This is a genomic window from Bradyrhizobium sp. HKCCYLS20291, assembly GCF_051167715.1.
Classification (GTDB): domain Bacteria; phylum Pseudomonadota; class Alphaproteobacteria; order Rhizobiales; family Xanthobacteraceae; genus Bradyrhizobium.
The window spans coordinates 265070-284537 of the sequence record NZ_JBNPTO010000009.1; the positions used below are offsets into that span (position 1 = coordinate 265070).

A 19468-nucleotide genomic window follows, 5' to 3' on the forward strand; every position below is an offset into this window, starting at 1 on the left:
CGCAGGGAATGCCGGGTGAGGGCCTCACCCATGGCCCGCCTGCGAAAAAAATGCAGGCGGCAGGTACCACAGGCAAAGCCGAACACGCCGGCATTCCCTGCGCGATGGGCTTACGGCTGCTTCGCGATCTCCCCGGTGCGCCGGCTCGTTGGCCACCGTCGTCCACGCCGTGCATCAGCAGCAGCGCCAACTTGACCTCAGCGTCGGGAGGCCAGGACCACGCGACTTGACCGTCCGCAAGCGCCCGTTCGTCCGCACACCACAAGGACATGCTGCGAGCTCTCGCGGCCATCGCATCCCCACCTCGCGTGTCGTGACGATCGCGCGCTGACGCCCCTCTGCGGTGAGGCGGGATGCGCGGATACAATCATGATTTCTGTAAAAGCGCAAGGGATTTATTTTTATCAGAATACAGCCCATTGCTTGCGGCGCTGACCCGGGACGACAGCGGAGGGTGGACGCAAGTGTCGCGACACACCCGTGTCGTCCCGGGCAAGCCCTGGGCAGCGCGAAGCGATGCTCGGGGCGCTGACCCGGGACCCATACCCCCAGGGAGTGGTTTGAGGCGCGCTGGTCATTGGCTTTTGTGCCCACCACGTCCGCCGCGGCGTATGGATCCCGGATCGGCGCCATGCCGCGCTGTCGCGCGTCACGGCTTGTCCGGGACGACAGCGGCGAGAGGGGACGGATAGGCGGTTCACAGGCGCCCGGCGCGAAATCGGACGAACGCGGCTTCACCGCTCGTTAGGCATGATGCGATCGCATCCGGGTCGAGGGCGCTGCCGGTAACACGACGTGCAGCGTGCCCGAGCAAGATCGTCCACGGGATGCCGCGTGAGCCGATCGCGCGACGTGTCCTGACCACCCACGCCCGCGCCGATCGCACCGAACAGGCCGAATTGATTCATCCGATGACCGCGACCATCTCCGCAGCCTCGAGCCAGACGCGCGATCGCCGCGCGCTCCTGATTCTGCTGGCGGAGCTGTGCCTGTACAACGGCCTCTATCTGGTGCGCTGGTGGCCGACGTCGCCACAGCCGGGTTTTGGCGATTTCTTCGGCCTGTGGTCGTTCGGCAAGTTCGCAGCGCTCGCGGGCGCAGGCATCTACGATCCGTTCGCGCTGATCAACTATCAGCAGACGCTGATGTCGACGCTCGATGGCGGCGGCTTTCCCTATCCGTACCCGCCGACCTTCCTGCTGGCCCTGATTCCACTCGGCATGATGGCGTTGCCACCGGCCTATCTGTGCTGGATCGGGATCACCTTCGCGCTCTATGGATGGGCGACCCTCGGGCGCGAGTGGCGTTGGCTGCTCGGCCTCGCGCTGCTCGCCGCGCCGACGACGCTGATCAGCGTCATCACCGGCCAGAACGGTTTCCTGTCGGCCGCGCTGCTGATCGGCGGACTACGCCTCGTCCCGAGCCGGCCTGTCATCGCCGGCGTGCTGCTCGGCCTGCTCGCCTACAAGCCGCAATTCGTGCTGCTGATGCCGGTCGTGCTGCTGGCGTCGCAGAGCTGGCGGACCATTGGCGCCGCGGTCGCGACGACGCTGCTCATCGTCATCGTCACCAGCGCGGCCCTCGACTGGTCGATCTGGCTGCAATGGATCAAGGGCTTCCCGACCTACCAGGCGCTGCTGCAGGACAACCAGGGCAGCCTCGACCACATGATGCCGACGGTGATCGCCGGCGTGCATGCGATCGGCTCCCCCGCGGCGGTCGGCCACGCGCTGCAGCTCATTCTGTCCGGTGTCGTCGCCGTGCTGGCCTGGCGGGCCTGTCGGCGCGGCATCACCGACCGGACCATCGCGCTGGTCGCGATCGGCAGCGTCATCGTCACGCCCTATGCGATGATCTACGACCTGCCGATGGTTGCGGCGGGACTGCTGATCCATTGGAAGGCGCGGACCGACGCCGGCGAGCCGATCGCAGCAGCGGAGATCGGCGTCGCGATCGCGTTGTCCGCCTGCCTGCTCGCGATGATCGGTCATTCGCTACCGTTCGTCGCCGCCGCGCTGCTCTGCCTGCTGTTCCTCAGCGTCGCCGGCATCTTCAGCCGGGCGGAGCAGTCGATCCCAGCGCTGAAGGTGGCGCCGCCGGCAGCGGGCTGATTGCGCTCGCGCGAGAGCGCCCTCAATCCAGCTTCGCCTCCATGCCGCGTTTGACGGCGGGGCGGGCCATCAGCGTGTCGTACCAGCGCTTGACGTGGGGGAAGTCGGCGAGGTCGACCTTGTGGCGGGGGTGGCGCCAGGCCCAGCCGAGGATGGCGAAATCGGCGATCGAGAGCGCGCCGGCGACGAATTCGTGGCTCGCCAGCCGACGGTCGAGCACGCCATAGAGGCGGACGGTCTCGGCCATGTAGCGCTTCAGGCCATAGGCACGGTCCTGCTCGTTGGTCAGCGCGATGAAATGGTGCACCTGCCCCGGCATCGGGCCGAAGCCGCCCATCTGCCACATCAGCCACTCATAGACCGGGATCCGCTCGGCCAGCGATTTCGGCAGGAATCGCCCGGTTTTTTCGCCCAGATAGAGCAGGATCGCACCGGATTCGAACACGCTGACCGGCTTGCCATCCGGGCCGTCGGGATCGACGATCGCCGGGATCTTGTTGTTGGGGCTGATGGCGAGGAAGTCGGGGGCCATCTGGGCGCCCTTGGTGATGTCGACCGGGACGACGCGGTAAGGTAATCCCATCTCCTCGAGCGCGACCGAGATCTTGCGGCCGTTGGGCGTGTTCCAGGTGTGCAGCTCGATCGTCATGGCGGGGGTCCTTCCGATGTCCTTGCCAAATGTCCTTGCTTGGCCTTTGGCTTCCCATTAGCTCGAAACTGCGCGGCGTTCCAAACGTACCGTTGTTGATGGGACATCCTGGCGGCTGGCCTCGGCCGGCCGACCCCGATAGATTGCGCCACCCGAAATCACCGACGAACCGACCCCCAGGGGAAACCGCCGTGTCCAAATCCGCCTCCCGCGCCCGCCTTCTCGAGATCATCCGCAGGCGCTCGTTCGGCCGTGGCGAGATCACCCTGGCCTCCGGCCGCAAGAGCGATTTCTACTTCAACCTCAAGCCGACCATGATGGACCCGGAGGGTGCGACGCTGCTCGCCGAGCTCACCTATGAGGCGTTGAAGGACGACGGCTACGACTATATCGGCGGGCTGGAGATGGGCGCGGTGCCGCTGGCCGGCGCGATCGCGCAGATCTCCTGGATCAAGGGCCACCCGATCGCGGCGTTCTTCGTGCGCAAGAAGCCGAAGGAGCACGGCGCCAGGCTCGCGATCGAGGGCCTGACCCGGGACGAGACCTTGGCGGGAAAACGCATCGTCGTCGTCGAGGACGTCACCACGACCGGCGGCTCGGCGATGAAGGCCGTGGAGGCCCTGCGCGAGGCCGGTGCCGAGGTGTCGCTGGTGTTCACGATGGTCGACCGCGAGGAAGGCGCTGCGGAGACGTTCGCCGCGGCCGGCCTGCCGTTCCAGGCGCTCTACAAGGCCCGCGAGTTCCTCTGACTTTCTCGCGTAGCGCGGCACATTTCGGCACCGCGCACACCGCTCATTTACCAACGCTCGTTAAGGTTACCGCAAAGCTGATGGGGCCTCGCCTTAAGTGTGGCCCGATCGATCGCTCTTGATCGATGCGACGCGGATTTGCCGCGTCTGTCAGGGCTTTGCGGTGACGATGGTGGCGGCGGGAGTGCGGGCGTTGCGGTGCGTGTTGTCGGTTGCGCGGATGGCCCGCGGGGTGGCGGTCGCAATCACGCTCGGCGTTGCCGCAGCGGTGGCGCTGATGCCGCAGATCGCGTCGGCCCAGGGCTTGTTCGATCTTCTGTTCGGCGGCTTCAGCAAGCCGGCGTCGCAGCGGCCCGCACAGGGCGGCTTCTTTGCTGATCCGTTCGGCACCAACCCTCAGGCGCCGGTGCAGCCGCGCGCGGCCTCGAGCGGCTCGGGCGCGGCGTTCTGCGTGCGCACCTGCGACGGACGCTATTTCCCGCTGACCCGCGGCCTCGCCTCCCCCGTGCAGATGTGCCAGGCGTTCTGCCCGGCCAGCCCCACGAAGGTGTATTTCGGCTCGAACATCGACTACGCTACCGCGGCCAATGGTGAGCGCTATGCCGACAGCGAGAACGCGTTCGCCTACCGCCAGGCGCTGCGCGCCGACTGCACCTGCAACGGCCGCGATCCCGCCGGACTCTCACCGGTCGACCTCTCGCTCGACACCTCGCTGCGCCCCGGCGACGTGGTCGCCACCAGCGATGGGCTGGTCGCCTATTCCGGCACGCGCGGCAGCGGCGGCCAGCCGGCCGACTTCAAGCCGGTCGCCTCCTATCCCGGGCTGAACTCGGACACGCGGGCGCGGCTGAGCGAGATGAAGGTCGCGCCGGTGCGCGCCGAGATGCTGGCGGCGGATGCATTGGCCGCCATGCCGCCGCCGGAGGCCAGTGCCGGCAATGTCAGCGTCGCGCCGCCGCTGACCATCGCGCCGAAGCCGGCTGCGAGCCGCGCCAAGCGAGCGGGCGTGGATTGAGCCTGGGCTGGCGTCCGTTGCGAGCAGGACGGCGTCAGCGCCCCACGATCACGCCGATGACGTTCGGCGCCTCCAGATATTTCTCCTCGATCGCCGCGCGTGTGGCCGCACGGTTGTCCGGCGTCAGCAGGCCGCGCTTCTCGGCCAGGATCATCCAGCAGAAGCCCCACCAGTCGGTCAGCATTCCCTCGTCGTCGACCAGGTCATAGCCCTGCTCGGCCGCGAAGATGCGCGCCCGCGCCTCGTCGAGCCCGTCGAGGAAGGTGTGATCGGTGGCCGCGAACAGGTCGTCCGAAATATCGTCGGTGGTGTAGCCCCAGACCGACATGCAGACGGCGTTGAAGGCGCGGTCGATCTGGTCGTCATCGACGGCCCGGCGCCGCGCCGTCTTGTGCAGCCGCGTCAGGCTGCGCGCAAAATCGGCAATGCGGGTCAGGGCCAGGGGATCAAAGGCGATGGTGGACATGGTGTGCTCGCGTGATGCACTGATGCCGGGGTGTGAGCGGATCGAATCGCAATCAGGATAAGCGATCTGTTGCTAAATTGTTCTTAATTTGTTCTGAGCGAAAAAGGAAGTCAATTTTCGTCCTCCCGGCCTCCGAGCCGGGACCCAGACCCATCGCAGCCAATTGTTTGGCACAAGCGATGATCACTGGGGCCGCATGGACAGTCTACATCCTCGCCAGCGGCCACCACGGCACGCTTTACGTGGGCGTGACCAATGATCTGAGCCGGCGACTCGAAGACCATCGCACTGGGCGGGGCTCCAAGTTCGTCAGCCGGTACAAGGTCTTTCGCCTGGTTCACGTCGAGCGCTTCGCAAGTCCCCTCGAGGCCATCGCCCGCGAAAAGCAGCTGAAGAATTGGCATCGCGATTGGAAGGTCGAGTTGATCGAGCGGGACAATCTGGATTGGGCCGATCTCTCGGGCCTTATTTTAGAACGGTGAGTCTGGATCCCGGCGTTCGCCGGGATGATGACGTGGGGATATCTCCAAATCCTCTCCAAGACGGCCCCCGCGGCGAGACCGGCTGCGCGTTCCCCTCGGGAACTCCGGCCCGAACTTTGCATCTTTTTCCATCACCTTGCTGTGCGGACCAGCCTTTCCCCGGGTTTCGGTCCGCGCGCAACCATCGTATGCTTTTACCGGTTCCTCGTAGCATCACAGGTTTCCCAAGGTGACAGATCAGCCGTCCCAGCGCAGCTTCGTAAGCACCGGCCAACCCGTCGACGAATTGGCCGTCGCCGAGATCAAGAGCGACATCCTGGCCAAGCTTCGGCTGGCGATCGGCAAGGAGGCGAGCCAGGCGACGCAACAGGACTGGTACCACGCCGCGGCGCTGACCTTGCGCGACCGCATCGTGCATCGCTGGCTCACCGCCGACAAGGAGAGCTACGACGCCGGGCGCAAGCGGGTCTATTATCTCAGCCTCGAGTTCCTGATCGGCCGCCTGTTCACCGACGCGCTCAACAACATGGGCCTGATGAGGGTGTTCGAGACCGCGCTCGGCGATCTCGGCGTCGGCCTACAGGACCTGCGCAAATGCGAGCCGGATGCCGCGCTCGGCAATGGCGGCCTGGGGCGGCTCGCGGCGTGCTTCATGGAGAGCATGTCGACCCTGCAGATCCCGGCGATCGGCTACGGCATCCGCTATGATTTCGGCCTGTTCCGCCAGGTCATCGTCGACGGCTGGCAGCACGAATATCCCGACGTCTGGCTGTCGTTCGGCAACCCCTGGGAATTCCAGCGCCCGGAGGTGGTGTATCACGTCCATTTCGGCGGCGGCGTCGAGCATGTCGACGACAAGGGCCGCGACCGCGCGATCTGGCATCCCGGCGAGACCGTGCAGGCGGTGGCCTACGACACGCCGATCGTCGGCTGGCGGGGCCAGCACGTCAATGCGCTCCGGCTGTGGTCGGCGCGTTCGCCCGATCCGCTCAAGCTCGACGTGTTCAACTCCGGCGACTATCTCGGCGCCTCAGCGGAAGAGGCGCGCGCGGAAGCAATCTGCAAGTTCCTGTATCCGAACGACGAGAGCCCCGCGGGGCGCGAGTTGCGGCTACGTCAGGAATATTTCTTCGTCTCGGCCTCGCTGCAGGACCTCGTCAAGCGCCATCTCGGCTCCGAGGGCCAGCTGCGCAGCCTGGCGCAGAAGGCCGCGGTGCAGCTCAACGACACGCATCCGTCGCTCGCCGTCGCCGAGCTGATGCGCATCCTGGTCGACCTGCACAATTTCCGCTGGGACGAGGCCTGGAAGGTCACGGTCGCGACCCTGTCCTACACCAACCACACGCTGCTGCCCGAGGCGCTCGAGACCTGGCCGGTCGAACTGTTCGAGCGGCTGCTGCCGCGGCATCTCGAAATCATCTACCGCATCAACGCGCAGCATCTGGCGCTCGCCGAGCAGCGTGCGCCCGGCGATATCGACTACCGCGCCTCGGTGTCGCTGATCGACGAGAAGAGCGGCCGCCGCGTGCGCATGGGCCAGCTCGCCTTCGTCGGCTCGCATCGCATCAACGGCGTCTCGGCGATGCATTCGGACCTGATGAAGGAGACCGTGTTCCACGATCTCAACCATCTCTATCCCGGCCGCATCACCAACAAGACCAACGGCATCACCTTCCGCCGCTGGCTGACGCTCGCCAACCCGAAGCTGACCAGCCTGCTGCGCGAGGCCTGCGGCGACGCCGTCGTCGACGATCCGACCCTGTTGACCAGCCTCGAAAGCTACGTCGCAGATTCCAGCTTCCACCAGAAATTCCGCGCCGTGAAGCATCACAACAAGGTGCAGCTGGCGCGTCTCATCTCCGAGCGCATGAACGTGCGGCTCGACCCGAGCGCGCTGTTCGACGTTCAGATCAAGCGCATCCACGAATACAAGCGGCAGCTGCTGAACATCCTCGAAGCGGTCGCGCTGTATCTGGACATCAAGGATGATCCGCAAGCCAACCGGGTGCCGCGGGTAAAAATCTTCGCCGGCAAGGCGGCGGCGAGCTACCGCTACGCCAAGCTGATCATCAAGCTGATCAACGACGTCGCCGAGGTGGTCAACAACGATCCGGCGATCGGCGGCAAGCTGAAGGTCGTGTTCATGGCCGACTACAATGTCAGCCTGGCCGAAACGATCATTCCCGCGGCCGATCTCTCCGAGCAGATCTCGACTGCCGGCATGGAGGCGTCCGGCACCGGCAACATGAAGCTGGCGCTCAACGGCGCCATCACCATCGGCACGCTCGATGGCGCCAATATCGAGATCCGCGACAATGTCGGCATCGAGAACATCGCAATCTTCGGCATGGAGGCGGGCGACGTGATGCTCCGCCGCAAGCAGGGCCTCGACGCGACCGACATCATTCGCCGCTCGCCGCGGCTGGGGCGCGCCATCGATGCGATCGCGAACGGCGCGTTCTCGCCCGGCGAGCCCGGCCGGTTCGAGCCGATCGCGCATGCGCTGCGCCATCTCGACCATTACATGGTCTCGGCGGATTTCGATTCCTACTACGAGGCCCAGCGCGGCGTCGACGCACGCTGGCAGACCACGCCGGCCTGGACCCGCGCCTCGATCCTCAACGTCGCGCGCATGGCCTGGTTCTCCTCCGACCGCACCATCCGCGAATATGCCGACGACATCTGGAACGTGCCGGTCGGAGCGAGCGCGGCACCACCGCGGGCGCAACGGGCGTGAGGGTTCAGCTACCCGGCGTCGTCAATGCCCTGTGACGTCATTGCGGAGGTCGCCGAATTGCATTTGACCTGACGAGCATCATACGATGCGCGTCAGGAGAATGGCATGACAGAACCGCTTCCGCCCCATTTGTTCGACGAGGCCACCCGCGTCACTGCCGGTGACAGCCGCTGGCAGGGCCGGACCAGCCCGGACTACTGGGCCTTCGTCGGCCCGTTCGGCGGCGTGACTGCGGCCACCGTGCTGCGCGCGCTGGTCGAGCATCCGCAGATCGCCGGCGATCCGCTAGCGGTGACGGTGAACTACTGCGCGCCAATCGCGGAGGGGCCGTTCGATCTCGACGTGCGGCTGGTGAAGGCCAACCGGTCCTCGCAGCACTGGTGCGTCGAGCTGAGGCAGGGCGATGCCGACGCGGCGACGCTGGCGACAGCAGTCTTTGCCGAGCGGCGGCCGTCCTGGTCGCACCAGCCGGCCATCAGCCCCGAGGCGCCGGCGTTCGATCAGGTCAAGCGTCACCCCGACACGAACATGTCGTGGACCAAGCAGTATGACTTCCGCTTCGTCGAAGGGCGCCCGGCGTTCGGCGCCTCGGCCACGGGCGCGCCGCACAGCAGCTATTCGCGGCTCTGGATCTCAGATCGCAAGCCGCGCAAGCTCGACTGCCTGTCGCTGCTGTCGATGTCGGATGCGTTCTTCGGCCGCATCTTCCATGCCCGCGGCGAACTGGTGCCGTTCGGCACGGTGTCGCTGACGACCTATTTCCACGTCAGCCGCGAGGAGCTCGCGGCCGAGGACATCACGCATGTGCTCGCAACAGCGGATGCCAAGATCTTCAACCGCAGCTATCAGGACCAGCACGGCGAGCTGTGGTCGCCGTCCGGCCGCCTGCTCGCGACGACGACGCAGATCGCGTATTTCAAGGCGTGAGTCCGGCGCTGCGTCCACACTAATGGTGTCGTCCCGGCCTTGAGCCGGGACCCATAGCCACCGCCTCCAGTTTGGCGAAGGCCGGAGCTACCTACAGGCCGCAACCACATAGTTCGGTGGTTATGGGTCCCGGCGTTCGCCGGGACGACAGCGGTGGGTGTGGCGCGACCTCGGCAGCTCCAGGCGTTGGCAGAGAGCCGAAGGGCCAGCCGCAATGCGGCTGGCCCTTTTGCGTTTGCAGCCCTACTCCGCCGCGAGCTTCACGTCCGGCGCGGCGGCGCGGACGTCGGCGTCAACCTGGGCTTCGAACTTGGCGAAGTTCTTCTGGAACATGCCGACCAGGGCACGAGCGGTCTTGTCGAACTCGGCCTTGTCCTTCCAGGTGTTGACCGGGTCGAGGATCTCGCTCGGCACGCCCGGCAGCGCCGTCGGCACCGCGAAGCCGAAATACTTGTCGGTGCGGAATTCGACGTTGCGCAAGGACCCGTCGAGCGCCGCGGTCAGCAGCGCGCGCGTCACCTTGATCGGCATGCGCGAGCCGGTGCCATATTTGCCGCCGGTCCAGCCGGTGTTGACCAGCCAGCAGTCGACATTGTGGTCGGCGATCAGCTGCCGCAGCATGTTGCCGTAGACGGACGGGTCGAGCGGCAGGAACGGCGAGCCGAAGCAGGTCGAGAATTCCGGCTGCGGCTCGTTGCCGAGCCCGCGCTCGGTACCGGCGACCTTGGCGGTGTAGCCGGACAGGAAGTGATACATCGCCTGAGCCGGCGACAGCTTGGCGATCGGCGGCAGCACGCCGAAGGCGTCGGCGGCGAGCATCACGACGTTCTTCGGATGCGGCGCGCGTCCAGTGCGCGAGGCATTCGGGATGTAGTCGAGCGGATAGGCCGAGCGGGTGTTCTCGGTCTTGGAGCCGTCGTCGAAATCCGGAACGCGGTTGTCCTCGTCGAGCACCACGTTCTCGAGCACGGCACCGAAGCGGGTCGACGCCGCATAGATCTGCGGCTCGGCGTCCCGCGACAGCTTGATGCACTTGGCGTAGCAGCCGCCCTCGAAGTTGAACACGCCGGACGGACCCCAGCCATGCTCGTCGTCACCGATCAGGGTGCGGTTCGGATCGGCCGACAGCGTGGTCTTGCCGGTGCCGGACAGGCCGAAGAAGATCGCGGTGTCGCCCTTCGGGCCGACATTGGCCGAGCAGTGCATCGGCATCACGCCGCGCTCGGGCAGATAGTAGTTGAGCGTCGTGAACACGCTCTTCTTCATCTCGCCGGCGTAGTAGGACCCGCCGATCAGGACGATCTTGCGGGAGAAATCGATCGCGACGACGTTCTGCGAGCGCACGCCGTGCCGCATCGGGTCGGCGCGGAAGCTCGGCATGTCGATGATGGTGAGCTCGGGCACGAAGGTGTCGAGCTCGATTGTCTCCGGGCGAATCAGCAGCGTGCGGATGAACAGCGAGTGCCAGGCGAGCTCGGTGAACACGCGCGTCTTGATCCGGAAAGCCGGATCGGCGCCACCATAGAGATCCTGAGCAAACAGGCTCTTGCCTTCGGCGTGCTTGAGGAAGTCCTGATACAGCGTCTCGAACTGCTCGGGCGTGATCGCCTGATTGCCTGCCCACCACATCTTCTCGGTGGAGGCATCACGCACCGTGAACTTGTCCTTCGGGCTACGACCGGTGAACTCGCCAGTATCCGCGCACAGCGCCCCGTCGGCAGACAGCACCGCCTCGCCCGCCGCCAGCGAATACTGATAGAGCTGGGGCGCGCCGAGATTCCAATGCACCTGCTTGAGGTTCTTTAAGCCGAACTTGTCGGCACCGAAGGCACCGTTGCGAATACCCGTTTCTTGCACGAAAATCCCTCCTGAGAACCCGCAGCCGTTTGCGCGCGAAAACGTGGACGCGCGGTGCGCGGTGACCGTTACCGTTTACATCGCCTTATCAAGCGCGGTCGCCGACCTAATACTGATCAACGCTGGTCTTGCCAAGACGATCCGGATGAATTGGTTATTGCTATCGGCTGATGTACGTAGCTCATCTTCGCTGCGAAATTGCCCATCGGATCAGCAGCTTGATGCAGCGCCAAGCATATTGCGACGCAACAAATATATCAGCGCGAATCGGTTTCGCCGAGCAGCACGAATGGCGCCCAAACCGAAGGATGCGCGCTGTCCGGTGAAGCTCGATCGTCGAGCAGCGCAAGCATGGCCTGCCGCAGCGCCTCGCTGCGACCTAGGGTCGGATGCTCCTTGAGCCGGTGAAACGTATCGGTCATCAACCGCGTCGCGGCCGCCGAATCCACAGCCCAATGCGTGACCAACAGCGCGCGCGCACCGGCGTAGAAGAACGCCCGCGCCAGACCCGACAGCGCCTCGGCGCCGGGCTTGTCACCGGCAATGGTATTGCAGGCCGACAGCACGACGAAATCGGCGTTGAGCTTCAACTGCGCGACTTCGCTGGCGGTGAGAAGACCGTCGTCGAGCGGCGACGATACGCTGGGAATGCTGAGCGCCAGCGACGGCTCGGCAATGCCTTTCACGTCGCCGGCCACGAGGCCGTGGGTTGCGAAGTAGACGATCCTGTAATCGGAAAGGTGCTCGCGCTTGACGGTGGCCTCGCTGGCGTCACGGCCGAGATGAAGATCGGACGCGGCGACGCCGAGATCGGCCGCGACAGCATTGAGTTCGTCGGCGGTGTCGGGGAGCTGCGGCAGAGCACGCGCAAGCTGCGTGGGATCGACACCGGCGCCGCGCCAGAAATCCGTGTAGGCCAGACTGGCGATGCTCCGTGCCGCCAGCTTGCCGGCGCCACGGGTGCCACTCGCGCGTGACGGATCGAACACCGGATCACCGAAGCCGATCATCGGCTTGCCGCCGCGATCGCCGCGCGACGCGCTGCGCAGCGCCTTGAGGCTGGCGAGCGAGGGCAGCACCGAGACCGCCTGACGCCGCAGCAGCCAGGGGGCGTCGCGATAGCCGGCCACGCTGTCGGGCACTGCCTGCGCCGGCGGCGCCGTCAGCAGCAGGTGAAACGGCAACGCTGTCAACGCGCCCGACGGCACGACCAGCAGGCTGCGCTTGGTCTTCGTCAGCTCCTCCACCGGCGCCAGCAGCAGAGAGTAGAGCTCGTTGGCGACCGTGAGATCGAACGCGGCGTTCGCACCGCCTTCGCCCGCTCCGCCCGGCGCGAGGCCGCGCCGGAAACGCATGACGTCGCGCGCAAGTGCGTCGGCGCCGCGCGGGATCTGCTTCCAGTCGTAGCCCTCGCGAGTGATCGCCAGCACAAAGGACGCCTGGTCGACGAGCGCAAATGCCACCAGCGCCTCGTTCTCGGCCAGCAGCGGCTGGATCTCGCCCAGTCTCAGCGGCAGCGGATTCGAGAGCGCCGTGTAGTCCGGAAACTCGCGCGCGAGCGTGCCGCGCAGCGCCGCGCGGTCGGCCGCAACAGTGGCAAGCCGCGCCCTGTCGCGCCGCTCGGCGCCGAGGTCGCGCTGGCGTGCAGGACGCGACACCGCCGCGACGAGACCCTTGTCGAGCGCCTCGCTCTCGGCCGCGAGATCCTGATCCTTGCGCACCAGCTCTGCCAACCGGTCTGTGCCCGCGGCGAGCCGAACGGCGAGCTTATCGACGGCGGCCGCGGCCTGCAACTGCGTGCCGCGCTGGATCACGTCGATGGCCTCATCGAACCCCTTCGTCGCCGGCAGACTGCCGTCACGCGCGGCCGCGAACAGCACCGGCAGGGCCACCTTCGCCTGCGCCTGTCCGCGTTGGACGGTGCGCTCGACCAGCGGCAGCGCATCCGGAATACGACCCGCTGCCTGGTACAGCCCAGCCAGATTGTTGAGCGCCGTCACCGCGTCCGGATGATCCGGCCCCAGCGCCCGCTCGCGGATCGACAGGGCACGGACGAACAACGGCTCCGCCTCGCCGAAGCGCTGCCGGCGTTGCGCGAGATCGGCGAGGTTGTTGAGCGAACGCGCGACATCGGGATGGTCAGCACCGAGCAGCTTCTCGCGGATGGCCAGGGATTGCCGGACCAGCGGCTCGGCTTCGTCGAACCGGCCGTCGCTCTTGGTTAGCTGGCCGAGATTGTTGAGCAAGGTCGCCACCGGCGCGCTGTCGTTGCCCGCGGCCTTGCGGTAGATCGCGAGCGCGCGCTTGAACAGCGGCTCGGCCTGGCCGTGGCGGTCCTGTCGCTCGTACAGTGTGGCCAAGTTGTTCAGCGCCTGCCCGACGTCGGGATGCCCGGGTCCGAGCGCCTTCTCGCGGATCGCCAGCGCCCGCGTGAACAGCGGCTCCGCCTCCGCATAGCGCTGCTGGCGCTGATACAGCGCCGCGAGATTGTTCAGCGCCGGTGCGATCTCGGCGCTGTCGAGACCGAGCGCGCCCTCGTAGAGCAAGATGGCGCGCTTGTAGATCGGCTCGGCTTCGGCATCGCGGCCGAGCGAGGCGAGAACCTGACCGAGATTGGTGAGCGCTGCCGCCAACTCGCGCTTGTTGGAGGCCGCTTCGAGGCTCGCCACCATCGCCTGCGCCAGCGGCAAGGCCTCGCGGTATTTGCCGGCGCGGCTGAGCGCGATGATGCGGCCACTCTCCGCCGCGAGATCGGTCTTTTGGGCAAGGCATGGAGCTACCAGCGCGCTCGTGATCAGGACGGCGCCGATCGCGATTGCCACCCGCTTGCAGATAAGCATCATCAGATCTCCGCCAAGGACGGAGATAGGTCGCGGGGTCACGCGGTGGCGTTCAAGACGGCGGATGCTGCAACATCTCCCCGCCCTTTGCGGGGGCGCGACGAGCTTCGCTCGCGCTGAGAGGTCGGATTGCGCAGCAATCCGGGTGAGGGGCATGGCACTTATGAAGCCTGGATCGAGGTCTATCGGACAGGCACGTCGTCTCCGCTGCGGCGGACGGCACTGAGGGCGTACTCACCGTCATTCTGTGTAGCTGACAGTATTAGTTCGTCATACAGAAGCCGCACCGCCCGTGCGGCTGCCCCTCACCCCGGCCCTCTCCCCGTGAAGAACGGGGAGAGGGAGCGCACCTTCAATGCCGCGCGACCTATCTGCGCTCAAACTGGATTGCTAGTCCTTCGCCCTCGCCTCGTCCGCGAGCCGCACCAGCATCTTGCGCAAGGCTCCGGGCGTGGTGACGCGCTCGGGGAAATCCAGCCGCAGCGTCCGGCCATCGGCCATCAGGTCGAGCCCGTCGGGATCGCAGCCGCTGCAGCGCCATTCCGCGGCGTCGGCGCCGCACAGCTTGGTCGCGTAGAGCCCAAGCGCGTCGCGATGATCTTCGTTCATGTGATCGACGGCGCCCTGCTCCGCGGCGATCAGCTCGGCGGCATCGGAGATGTCGGTGAGAAACTGCTCGGGCTTGAGGTCGACGATGCGGCCGAATCCGGCGACGAGATGCGTGCCCGCCGGGCGAATCACGAAGAACGAGAAGTCGGCAAAATCGGCATAGTCGCTCGCCGACGGATGCGCATTGAGATACCGACGACGCAGCGAATCCTTGTTCTCATCAGTTGCCTGCTCGGCCTTGCCGGACAGCATGATACGTGAGCCTTCGAGCGGATCGCCGGGCGCGCGCTCGTCAAGCATCAGCGACACGCGCTGATCGGCGAGAATGTTTTTCGTGTGCACTGCTAAGCGCGAAATCAGGATGACCGGCGAGCCGTCGGCGGCGGTCGCAACGTTGACGAGGGAACAATAGGGATCGCCTGACCCCGTCATCAGGGTCGCGAGCGCGCCCTGTCGGCTTCTTCGCAGCAGAGACCGGGTGGCGCGGTTAGGGTTAAAGCTCGGCTGCATCGTCTTTGCCTCGTCCATCCAGTTGCAATGAGGGCCTTTTTTCGGCTAAACGGGCCACAAACTTGGGCGCAGCACAAGACTTTGCCATGGTATTTGTGGAACTCGGTCACACTTCAGCCCAGCTTGCATTGCTCGTTGACCATGTTCGAAGCCCAAATACGCGGCCCTTATCTGGATTATCGTAGTCTCGGCTAACCAGACTCTGAAAGCAGGCTCATGCCCACAATCGCCTTGGTCGATGACGACCGTAACATTCTGACATCCGTCTCCATCGCGCTCGAGGCGGAAGGCTATCGCATCATGACCTATACCGATGGTGCATCGGCCCTCGACGGTTTCCGGACCAGCCAGCCTGATCTGGCCATTCTCGACATCAAGATGCCGCGCATGGACGGCATGGAGACGTTGCGGCGGCTGCGGCAGAAGTCGGACCTGCCGGTGATCTTCCTCACCTCCAAGGACGAGGAGATCGACGAGTTGTTCGGCCTCAAGATGGGCGCGGACGACTTCATCCGCAAACCGTTCTCGCAGCGCCTGCTGGTCGAACGCGTCAAGGCCGTGCTGCGCCGCTCGCAGCCGAAGGATCCGACCGCGCTGCCGAAGGAGAACGACGCCAAGGCGCTGGACCGCGGCCTGCTGCGCATGGACCCCGAGCGTCACACCTGCACCTGGAAGAACGAGCCGGTCACCCTGACCGTCACCGAGTTCCTGATCCTGCAGGCGCTGGCGCAGCGTCCGGGCGTGGTCAAGAGCCGCAACGCGCTGATGGACGCGGCCTATGACGACCAGGTCTATGTCGACGACCGCACCATCGACAGCCACATCAAGCGGCTGCGCAAGAAGTTCAAGATGGTCGACGACGAGTTCGAGATGATCGAGACGCTCTACGGCGTCGGCTATCGCTTCAAGGAAACCTGAAGCCCTGCATTGGCGGCGTCGGGCGAATTTGCGCGCTGACGTCGCGGACGGCATAGGTTAACATCGGTGCCGGCGTTGCCACCGGCGCTGACGGAAAGGGCCATCGGTCCACGAATCGAAGCTCCGATGCCACTGCTGGCGCGCTTTATGTCGGAACTTCCCATGAAGGTCGCGCCGGCTTGACGATGACGACGGCTCCTCTGCCTCCGGAGTTCGCCCAGGAGCCCGCCGGACACGCCTTTCGAACTTCGGAGTCGGAGCGCTCACATTGCTCGATCGAACGCATCCTGACCCCGGCCAGCACGCTGACGACACCCCGCCATCAGTGGTCTCCGACGTGACCGACGGTGCCGTCGACGAGACCCCGAAGGTTTCGGCCTGGCAGCGTCCGGCAAGCTGGCTGCGCCGCGCCGGGCAGTTCCTGTTCGCGCTGTCGTTCTCGAGCCTCACCCGCCGCATCGTCTCGCTCAACATCGCCGGTCTGCTCGCGCTGGTGGCCAGCGTGCTGTACCTGTCGCAGTTCCGCGCAGGCCTGATCGACGCCCGCGCGCAGAGCCTGCTGGTGCAGGCCGAGATCATCGCCGGCGCCATCGCGGCCTCCGCGACGGTGCAGACCAACGCGATCACCATCGACCCCGAGCGCCTGCTCGACCTCAAGCCCGGCGAGAGCTACGGCGCGCCGGACGAATATTCGCCGCTCGATTTCCCGATCAATCCGGAGCGCGTCGCGCCGGTGCTGCGCACGCTGATCTCGCCGACCAAGACGCGCGCGCGCATCTACGACCCGAATGGCGGGCTGCTGCTCGACAGCCGCAATCTCGAGAACGTGCTGCGCCTCGACCTGCCGCCGCCGTCGAACGAGAAGCCGGGCTTCGTCGAGCGCGCGCTGATCTCGGTGCGCACCTGGCTCAACCGCGGCGACCTGCCGCTGTATCGCGAATACGGTCCGGAGAACGGCAACGGCTACGAGGAGGTCACGGACGCACTGAAGGGCCAGAAGCGCAGCATGGTCCGGGTCAATTCGCGCGGCGAGGTGATCGTCTCGGTCGCCGTGTCGGTGCAGCGCTCGCGCACCATCCACGGCGCCTTGATGCTGTCGACGCAGGGCGACGACATCGACCAGATGGTCACCGCCGAGCGTCTCGCGATCCTCAAGGTCGGCGGCGTCGCCTCCGCGGTCATGATCGTGCTGTCGCTCCTGCTCGCCAGCACCATTGCAGGCCCGGTGCGCCGGCTCGCCGACAGCGCCGAGCGCGTCCGCCGCCGTATCAAGACCCGCGTCGAGATTCCCGACTTCACCCGCCGCCGCGACGAGATCGGCCATCTCTCCGGGGCACTGCGCGACATGACGGATGCGCTCTACAACCGCATCGAGGCGATCGAGATGTTCGCCGCCGACGTCGCCCACGAGCTCAAGAACCCGCTGACCTCCTTGCGCTCGGCGGTCGAGACCCTGCCCCTGGCGCGCAACGACAACAGCCGCGCCCGGCTGCTCGCCGTCATCGAGCACGACGTGAGGCGGCTCGACCGCCTGATCTCGGACATTTCCGACGCCAGCCGGCTCGATGCCGAGCTGCAGCGCCAGGACATGACCTTGGTCGATCTGCGCCGGCTGCTGACCACGCTGACCTCGGTCGCCAACGAGACCAAGATCGGCACTGACGTCGCCGCCGAGGTCCGATTCGAGGGCCGCGGCTCGAGCGACACCTTCTCGGTGCCGGGCCATGATTCGCGGCTCGGCCAGGTCATCTCCAACCTCTTGTCGAATGCCCAGTCGTTCTCGGCGGCGGGCGGCAAGGTGCGCATCACCTGCCGGCGCGTCCGCTCCGAAATCGAGATCATGGTCGACGATGACGGTCCCGGCATCCGCGAGGACGCCCTGCAGCGCATCTTCGAGCGCTTTTACACCGACCGGCCGCACCAGGGTTTTGGCCAGAATTCCGGCCTCGGCCTTTCGATCTCCAAGCAGATCATCGACGCCCATGGCGGACGCATCTGGGCCGAGAACCGGCCGGGCCCGGTGGACGAGGACGGCCATCCGACCTCGGCCGGCGCCCGCTTCATCGTCCGGCTGCCGGCATCTTGACCGAGGACTCCGCCAGCATCCACGCATCCGCCGTCAGGGTCGGGGAGCGGGCGGTGCTGATTCGCGGCCCCTCGGGCTCCGGCAAATCGCATCTCGCCTTCGACCTGATCCTGGCCGGACGCGCCGGACAGATCCCGCCCACCGTCCTGGTCGGCGACGACCGTGTTCATCTCGCCACACGTGGCGGAGAAATGTGGGTCAGCCCCGCCCCGGCCCTCGCCGGCCTGATCGAGATTCGGGGGCTCGGCATCCGCTCCTGCGACTTCGTGTCCGACGCGCCAATCGGTCTCGTGGTCGATTTGATGGCAGAGGATGGGCAGCGCCTTCCGCCGCCGGAAGCGCTGCGTTGGAACGAAAACGGTATTGAATTGCCGCGAATACCGGTCGGCCGGGGATACGCACCCCTGCTGCTGGTTGTGGCCGCCCTGACCACGACCAAGAGTTCATGACCCGGTAATCTTTCGGCCAATTGTGTGAAGCGAATTGGTAACCATATCACCCCCACTATGGCGCCCCGATAGACCGTCGCCAGCTCCCCCTCCCCTCATCCTCAAGCCGGGAGAATCGCGAACATGCCCTCTTGCGCGGGGGCTCCGGATGGTCAAAGTGGCGCGTTCGTGCGGTGCACCCAAGGCGCCCGCGAGGAGTATCCGATGATTGGCCTGGTACTGGTGACCCATGGGCGCCTCGCCGACGAGTTCAGAGCGGCGCTCGAACACGTCATGGGTCCTCAAAAGCAAATTGAAGCGGTCACGATTGGCGCCGACGATGATTCCGACCTCTGTCGCAGCGACATCATCGAAGCCGTGAACCGCGTGGACACCGGCGACGGCGTCGCCATCCTGACCGACATGTTCGGCGGCACGCCGTCGAACCTTGCCATCTCCTGCATGAGCCGGCCCAAGGTCGAGGTGCTCGCGGGCATCAACCTGCCGATGCTGGTGAAGCTCGCCAAGGTGCGCGAGGAGCGCTCGCTGCCCGACGCTATCGCGATGGCGCAGGAGGCGGGACGCAAATACGTCACCATCGCCAGCCGGGTGCTCGCCGGCAAATGAGCGACGAGGACGCGCCGCAGGACAATATCGCCGGGCCCTCCGTGCCCGCCGACGCGATTTCGCGGGAGCTCCTGATCACCAACAAGCGCGGCCTGCATGCGCGGGCCTCCGCCAAGTTCGTGCAGATGGTCGAGAAGTTCCAGGCCGAGGTCTGGGTCACCCGCGGCGGCGAGACCGTCGGCGGCCGCTCGATCATGGGCCTGATGATGCTGGCCGCCGCGCCCGGCACCAAGATCCTGGTGTCGGCGAAGGGCCCCGAGGCCGAGGCCGCACTGCAGGCGATCACCGACCTGGTGAACGACAAGTTCCACGAAGAGGGCGTGTAGCGGGCCTTGCCTCTCACGCTCCTGTTCCGTCGGCGAACACTGCCCGTGTGGCTGCCCCTTGTATCTTGAAAATGTGCCAGAAACGGCAGGGGCCGACGCGGTAGCCGCCGCGTCGGCCCTGGAGGGGAGAG

Annotated in this window: 16 protein-coding genes; 11 read left to right on the top strand and 5 right to left on the bottom strand. The window is 66.1% G+C overall.

Annotation, left to right across the window (positions count from 1 at the left end; genetic code table 11):
* Positions 1-911 precede the first annotated feature (911 nt).
* On the top strand, positions 912-2111 hold the full coding sequence (locus tag ACQR07_RS21600; RefSeq protein ID WP_434904194.1) for a glycosyltransferase family 87 protein: 1200 nt from the start codon (positions 912-914) through the stop codon (positions 2109-2111).
* Positions 2112-2133: 22 nt separating this feature from the next.
* Here the strand turns inward: ACQR07_RS21600 and ACQR07_RS21605 are convergent, their stop codons facing one another.
* Complete coding sequence (locus ACQR07_RS21605; protein ID WP_434865395.1) at positions 2134-2760, bottom strand: glutathione S-transferase family protein; 627 nt, start codon at positions 2758-2760, stop codon at positions 2134-2136.
* Between the two features lie 191 nt (positions 2761-2951).
* Here ACQR07_RS21605 and pyrE point away from each other — a divergent pair, with 191 nt between their 5' ends.
* Together pyrE and ACQR07_RS21615 are read left to right on the top strand one after the other, a co-directional pair.
* The gene (pyrE, locus tag ACQR07_RS21610; protein WP_434904178.1) at positions 2952-3509 is read left to right on the top strand and encodes an orotate phosphoribosyltransferase; all 558 of its coding nucleotides are present in this window, start codon (positions 2952-2954) and stop codon (positions 3507-3509) included.
* A gap of 193 nt (positions 3510-3702) precedes the next feature.
* Positions 3703-4524 carry a DUF2865 domain-containing protein gene (locus ACQR07_RS21615; protein WP_434904195.1) on the top strand — a complete coding sequence of 274 codons (822 nt, stop codon included), beginning with the start codon at positions 3703-3705 and terminating at the stop codon, positions 4522-4524.
* Positions 4525-4558: 34 nt separating this feature from the next.
* On the opposite strand, the gene ACQR07_RS21620 is transcribed toward ACQR07_RS21615, so the two are convergent.
* Positions 4559-4990 (bottom strand): hypothetical protein, encoded by a 432-nt coding sequence (locus ACQR07_RS21620; RefSeq protein ID WP_434904179.1) that lies wholly within the window; start codon positions 4988-4990, stop codon positions 4559-4561.
* A 179-nt stretch (positions 4991-5169) separates the two neighbouring features.
* Between ACQR07_RS21620 and ACQR07_RS21625 the strand changes: the two genes are divergently transcribed.
* The 3 genes from ACQR07_RS21625 (at position 5170) to ACQR07_RS21635 (ending at position 9136) form a co-directional block, all read left to right on the top strand.
* On the top strand, positions 5170-5472 hold the full coding sequence (locus tag ACQR07_RS21625; RefSeq protein WP_434904196.1) for a GIY-YIG nuclease family protein: 303 nt from the start codon (positions 5170-5172) through the stop codon (positions 5470-5472).
* Between the two features lie 229 nt (positions 5473-5701).
* Positions 5702-8209 carry a glycogen/starch/alpha-glucan phosphorylase gene (locus ACQR07_RS21630; RefSeq protein ID WP_434904180.1) on the top strand — a complete coding sequence of 836 codons (2508 nt, stop codon included), beginning with the start codon at positions 5702-5704 and terminating at the stop codon, positions 8207-8209.
* A 105-nt stretch (positions 8210-8314) separates the two neighbouring features.
* Entirely contained in the window at positions 8315-9136 is an 822-nt protein-coding gene (locus ACQR07_RS21635) for an acyl-CoA thioesterase (protein WP_434904181.1), read from the top strand.
* A 243-nt stretch (positions 9137-9379) separates the two neighbouring features.
* On the opposite strand, the gene ACQR07_RS21640 is transcribed toward ACQR07_RS21635, so the two are convergent.
* The 3 genes from ACQR07_RS21640 to ACQR07_RS21650 form a co-directional block, all read right to left on the bottom strand.
* Positions 9380-10993, bottom strand: coding sequence for a phosphoenolpyruvate carboxykinase (locus ACQR07_RS21640; RefSeq protein WP_434904182.1), 1614 nt, complete (start codon positions 10991-10993; stop codon positions 9380-9382).
* 257 nt (positions 10994-11250) lie between these two features.
* On the bottom strand, positions 11251-13833 hold the full coding sequence (locus ACQR07_RS21645; RefSeq protein WP_434904197.1) for a CHAT domain-containing protein: 2583 nt from the start codon (positions 13831-13833) through the stop codon (positions 11251-11253).
* 390 nt (positions 13834-14223) lie between these two features.
* The gene (locus ACQR07_RS21650; RefSeq protein ID WP_434904183.1) at positions 14224-14952 is read right to left on the bottom strand and encodes a HugZ family protein; all 729 of its coding nucleotides are present in this window, start codon (positions 14950-14952) and stop codon (positions 14224-14226) included.
* 216 nt (positions 14953-15168) lie between these two features.
* On the opposite strand from ACQR07_RS21650, the gene ACQR07_RS21655 reads away from it, so the two are divergent.
* From ACQR07_RS21655 to ACQR07_RS21675, 5 genes are all read left to right on the top strand, one after another.
* Positions 15169-15870: a response regulator transcription factor gene (locus ACQR07_RS21655; protein ID WP_434865387.1), complete on the top strand. Its 702-nt coding sequence runs from the start codon at positions 15169-15171 to the stop codon at positions 15868-15870.
* A gap of 268 nt (positions 15871-16138) precedes the next feature.
* Complete coding sequence (locus ACQR07_RS21660) at positions 16139-17956, top strand: stimulus-sensing domain-containing protein (protein WP_434904184.1); 1818 nt, start codon at positions 16139-16141, stop codon at positions 17954-17956.
* Positions 17953-18405, top strand: a complete 453-nt coding sequence (locus tag ACQR07_RS21665) for an HPr kinase/phosphorylase (RefSeq protein ID WP_434904185.1) — start codon at positions 17953-17955, stop codon at positions 18403-18405. Before ACQR07_RS21660 ends, ACQR07_RS21665 begins: the two co-directional genes overlap by 4 nt.
* 204 nt (positions 18406-18609) lie before the next feature.
* Positions 18610-19011: a PTS sugar transporter subunit IIA gene (locus ACQR07_RS21670; protein WP_006611446.1), complete on the top strand. Its 402-nt coding sequence runs from the start codon at positions 18610-18612 to the stop codon at positions 19009-19011.
* The gene (locus tag ACQR07_RS21675) at positions 19008-19337 is read left to right on the top strand and encodes an HPr family phosphocarrier protein (RefSeq protein WP_434904186.1); all 330 of its coding nucleotides are present in this window, start codon (positions 19008-19010) and stop codon (positions 19335-19337) included. Before ACQR07_RS21670 ends, ACQR07_RS21675 begins: the two co-directional genes overlap by 4 nt.
* Positions 19338-19468: the final 131 nt, after the last annotated feature.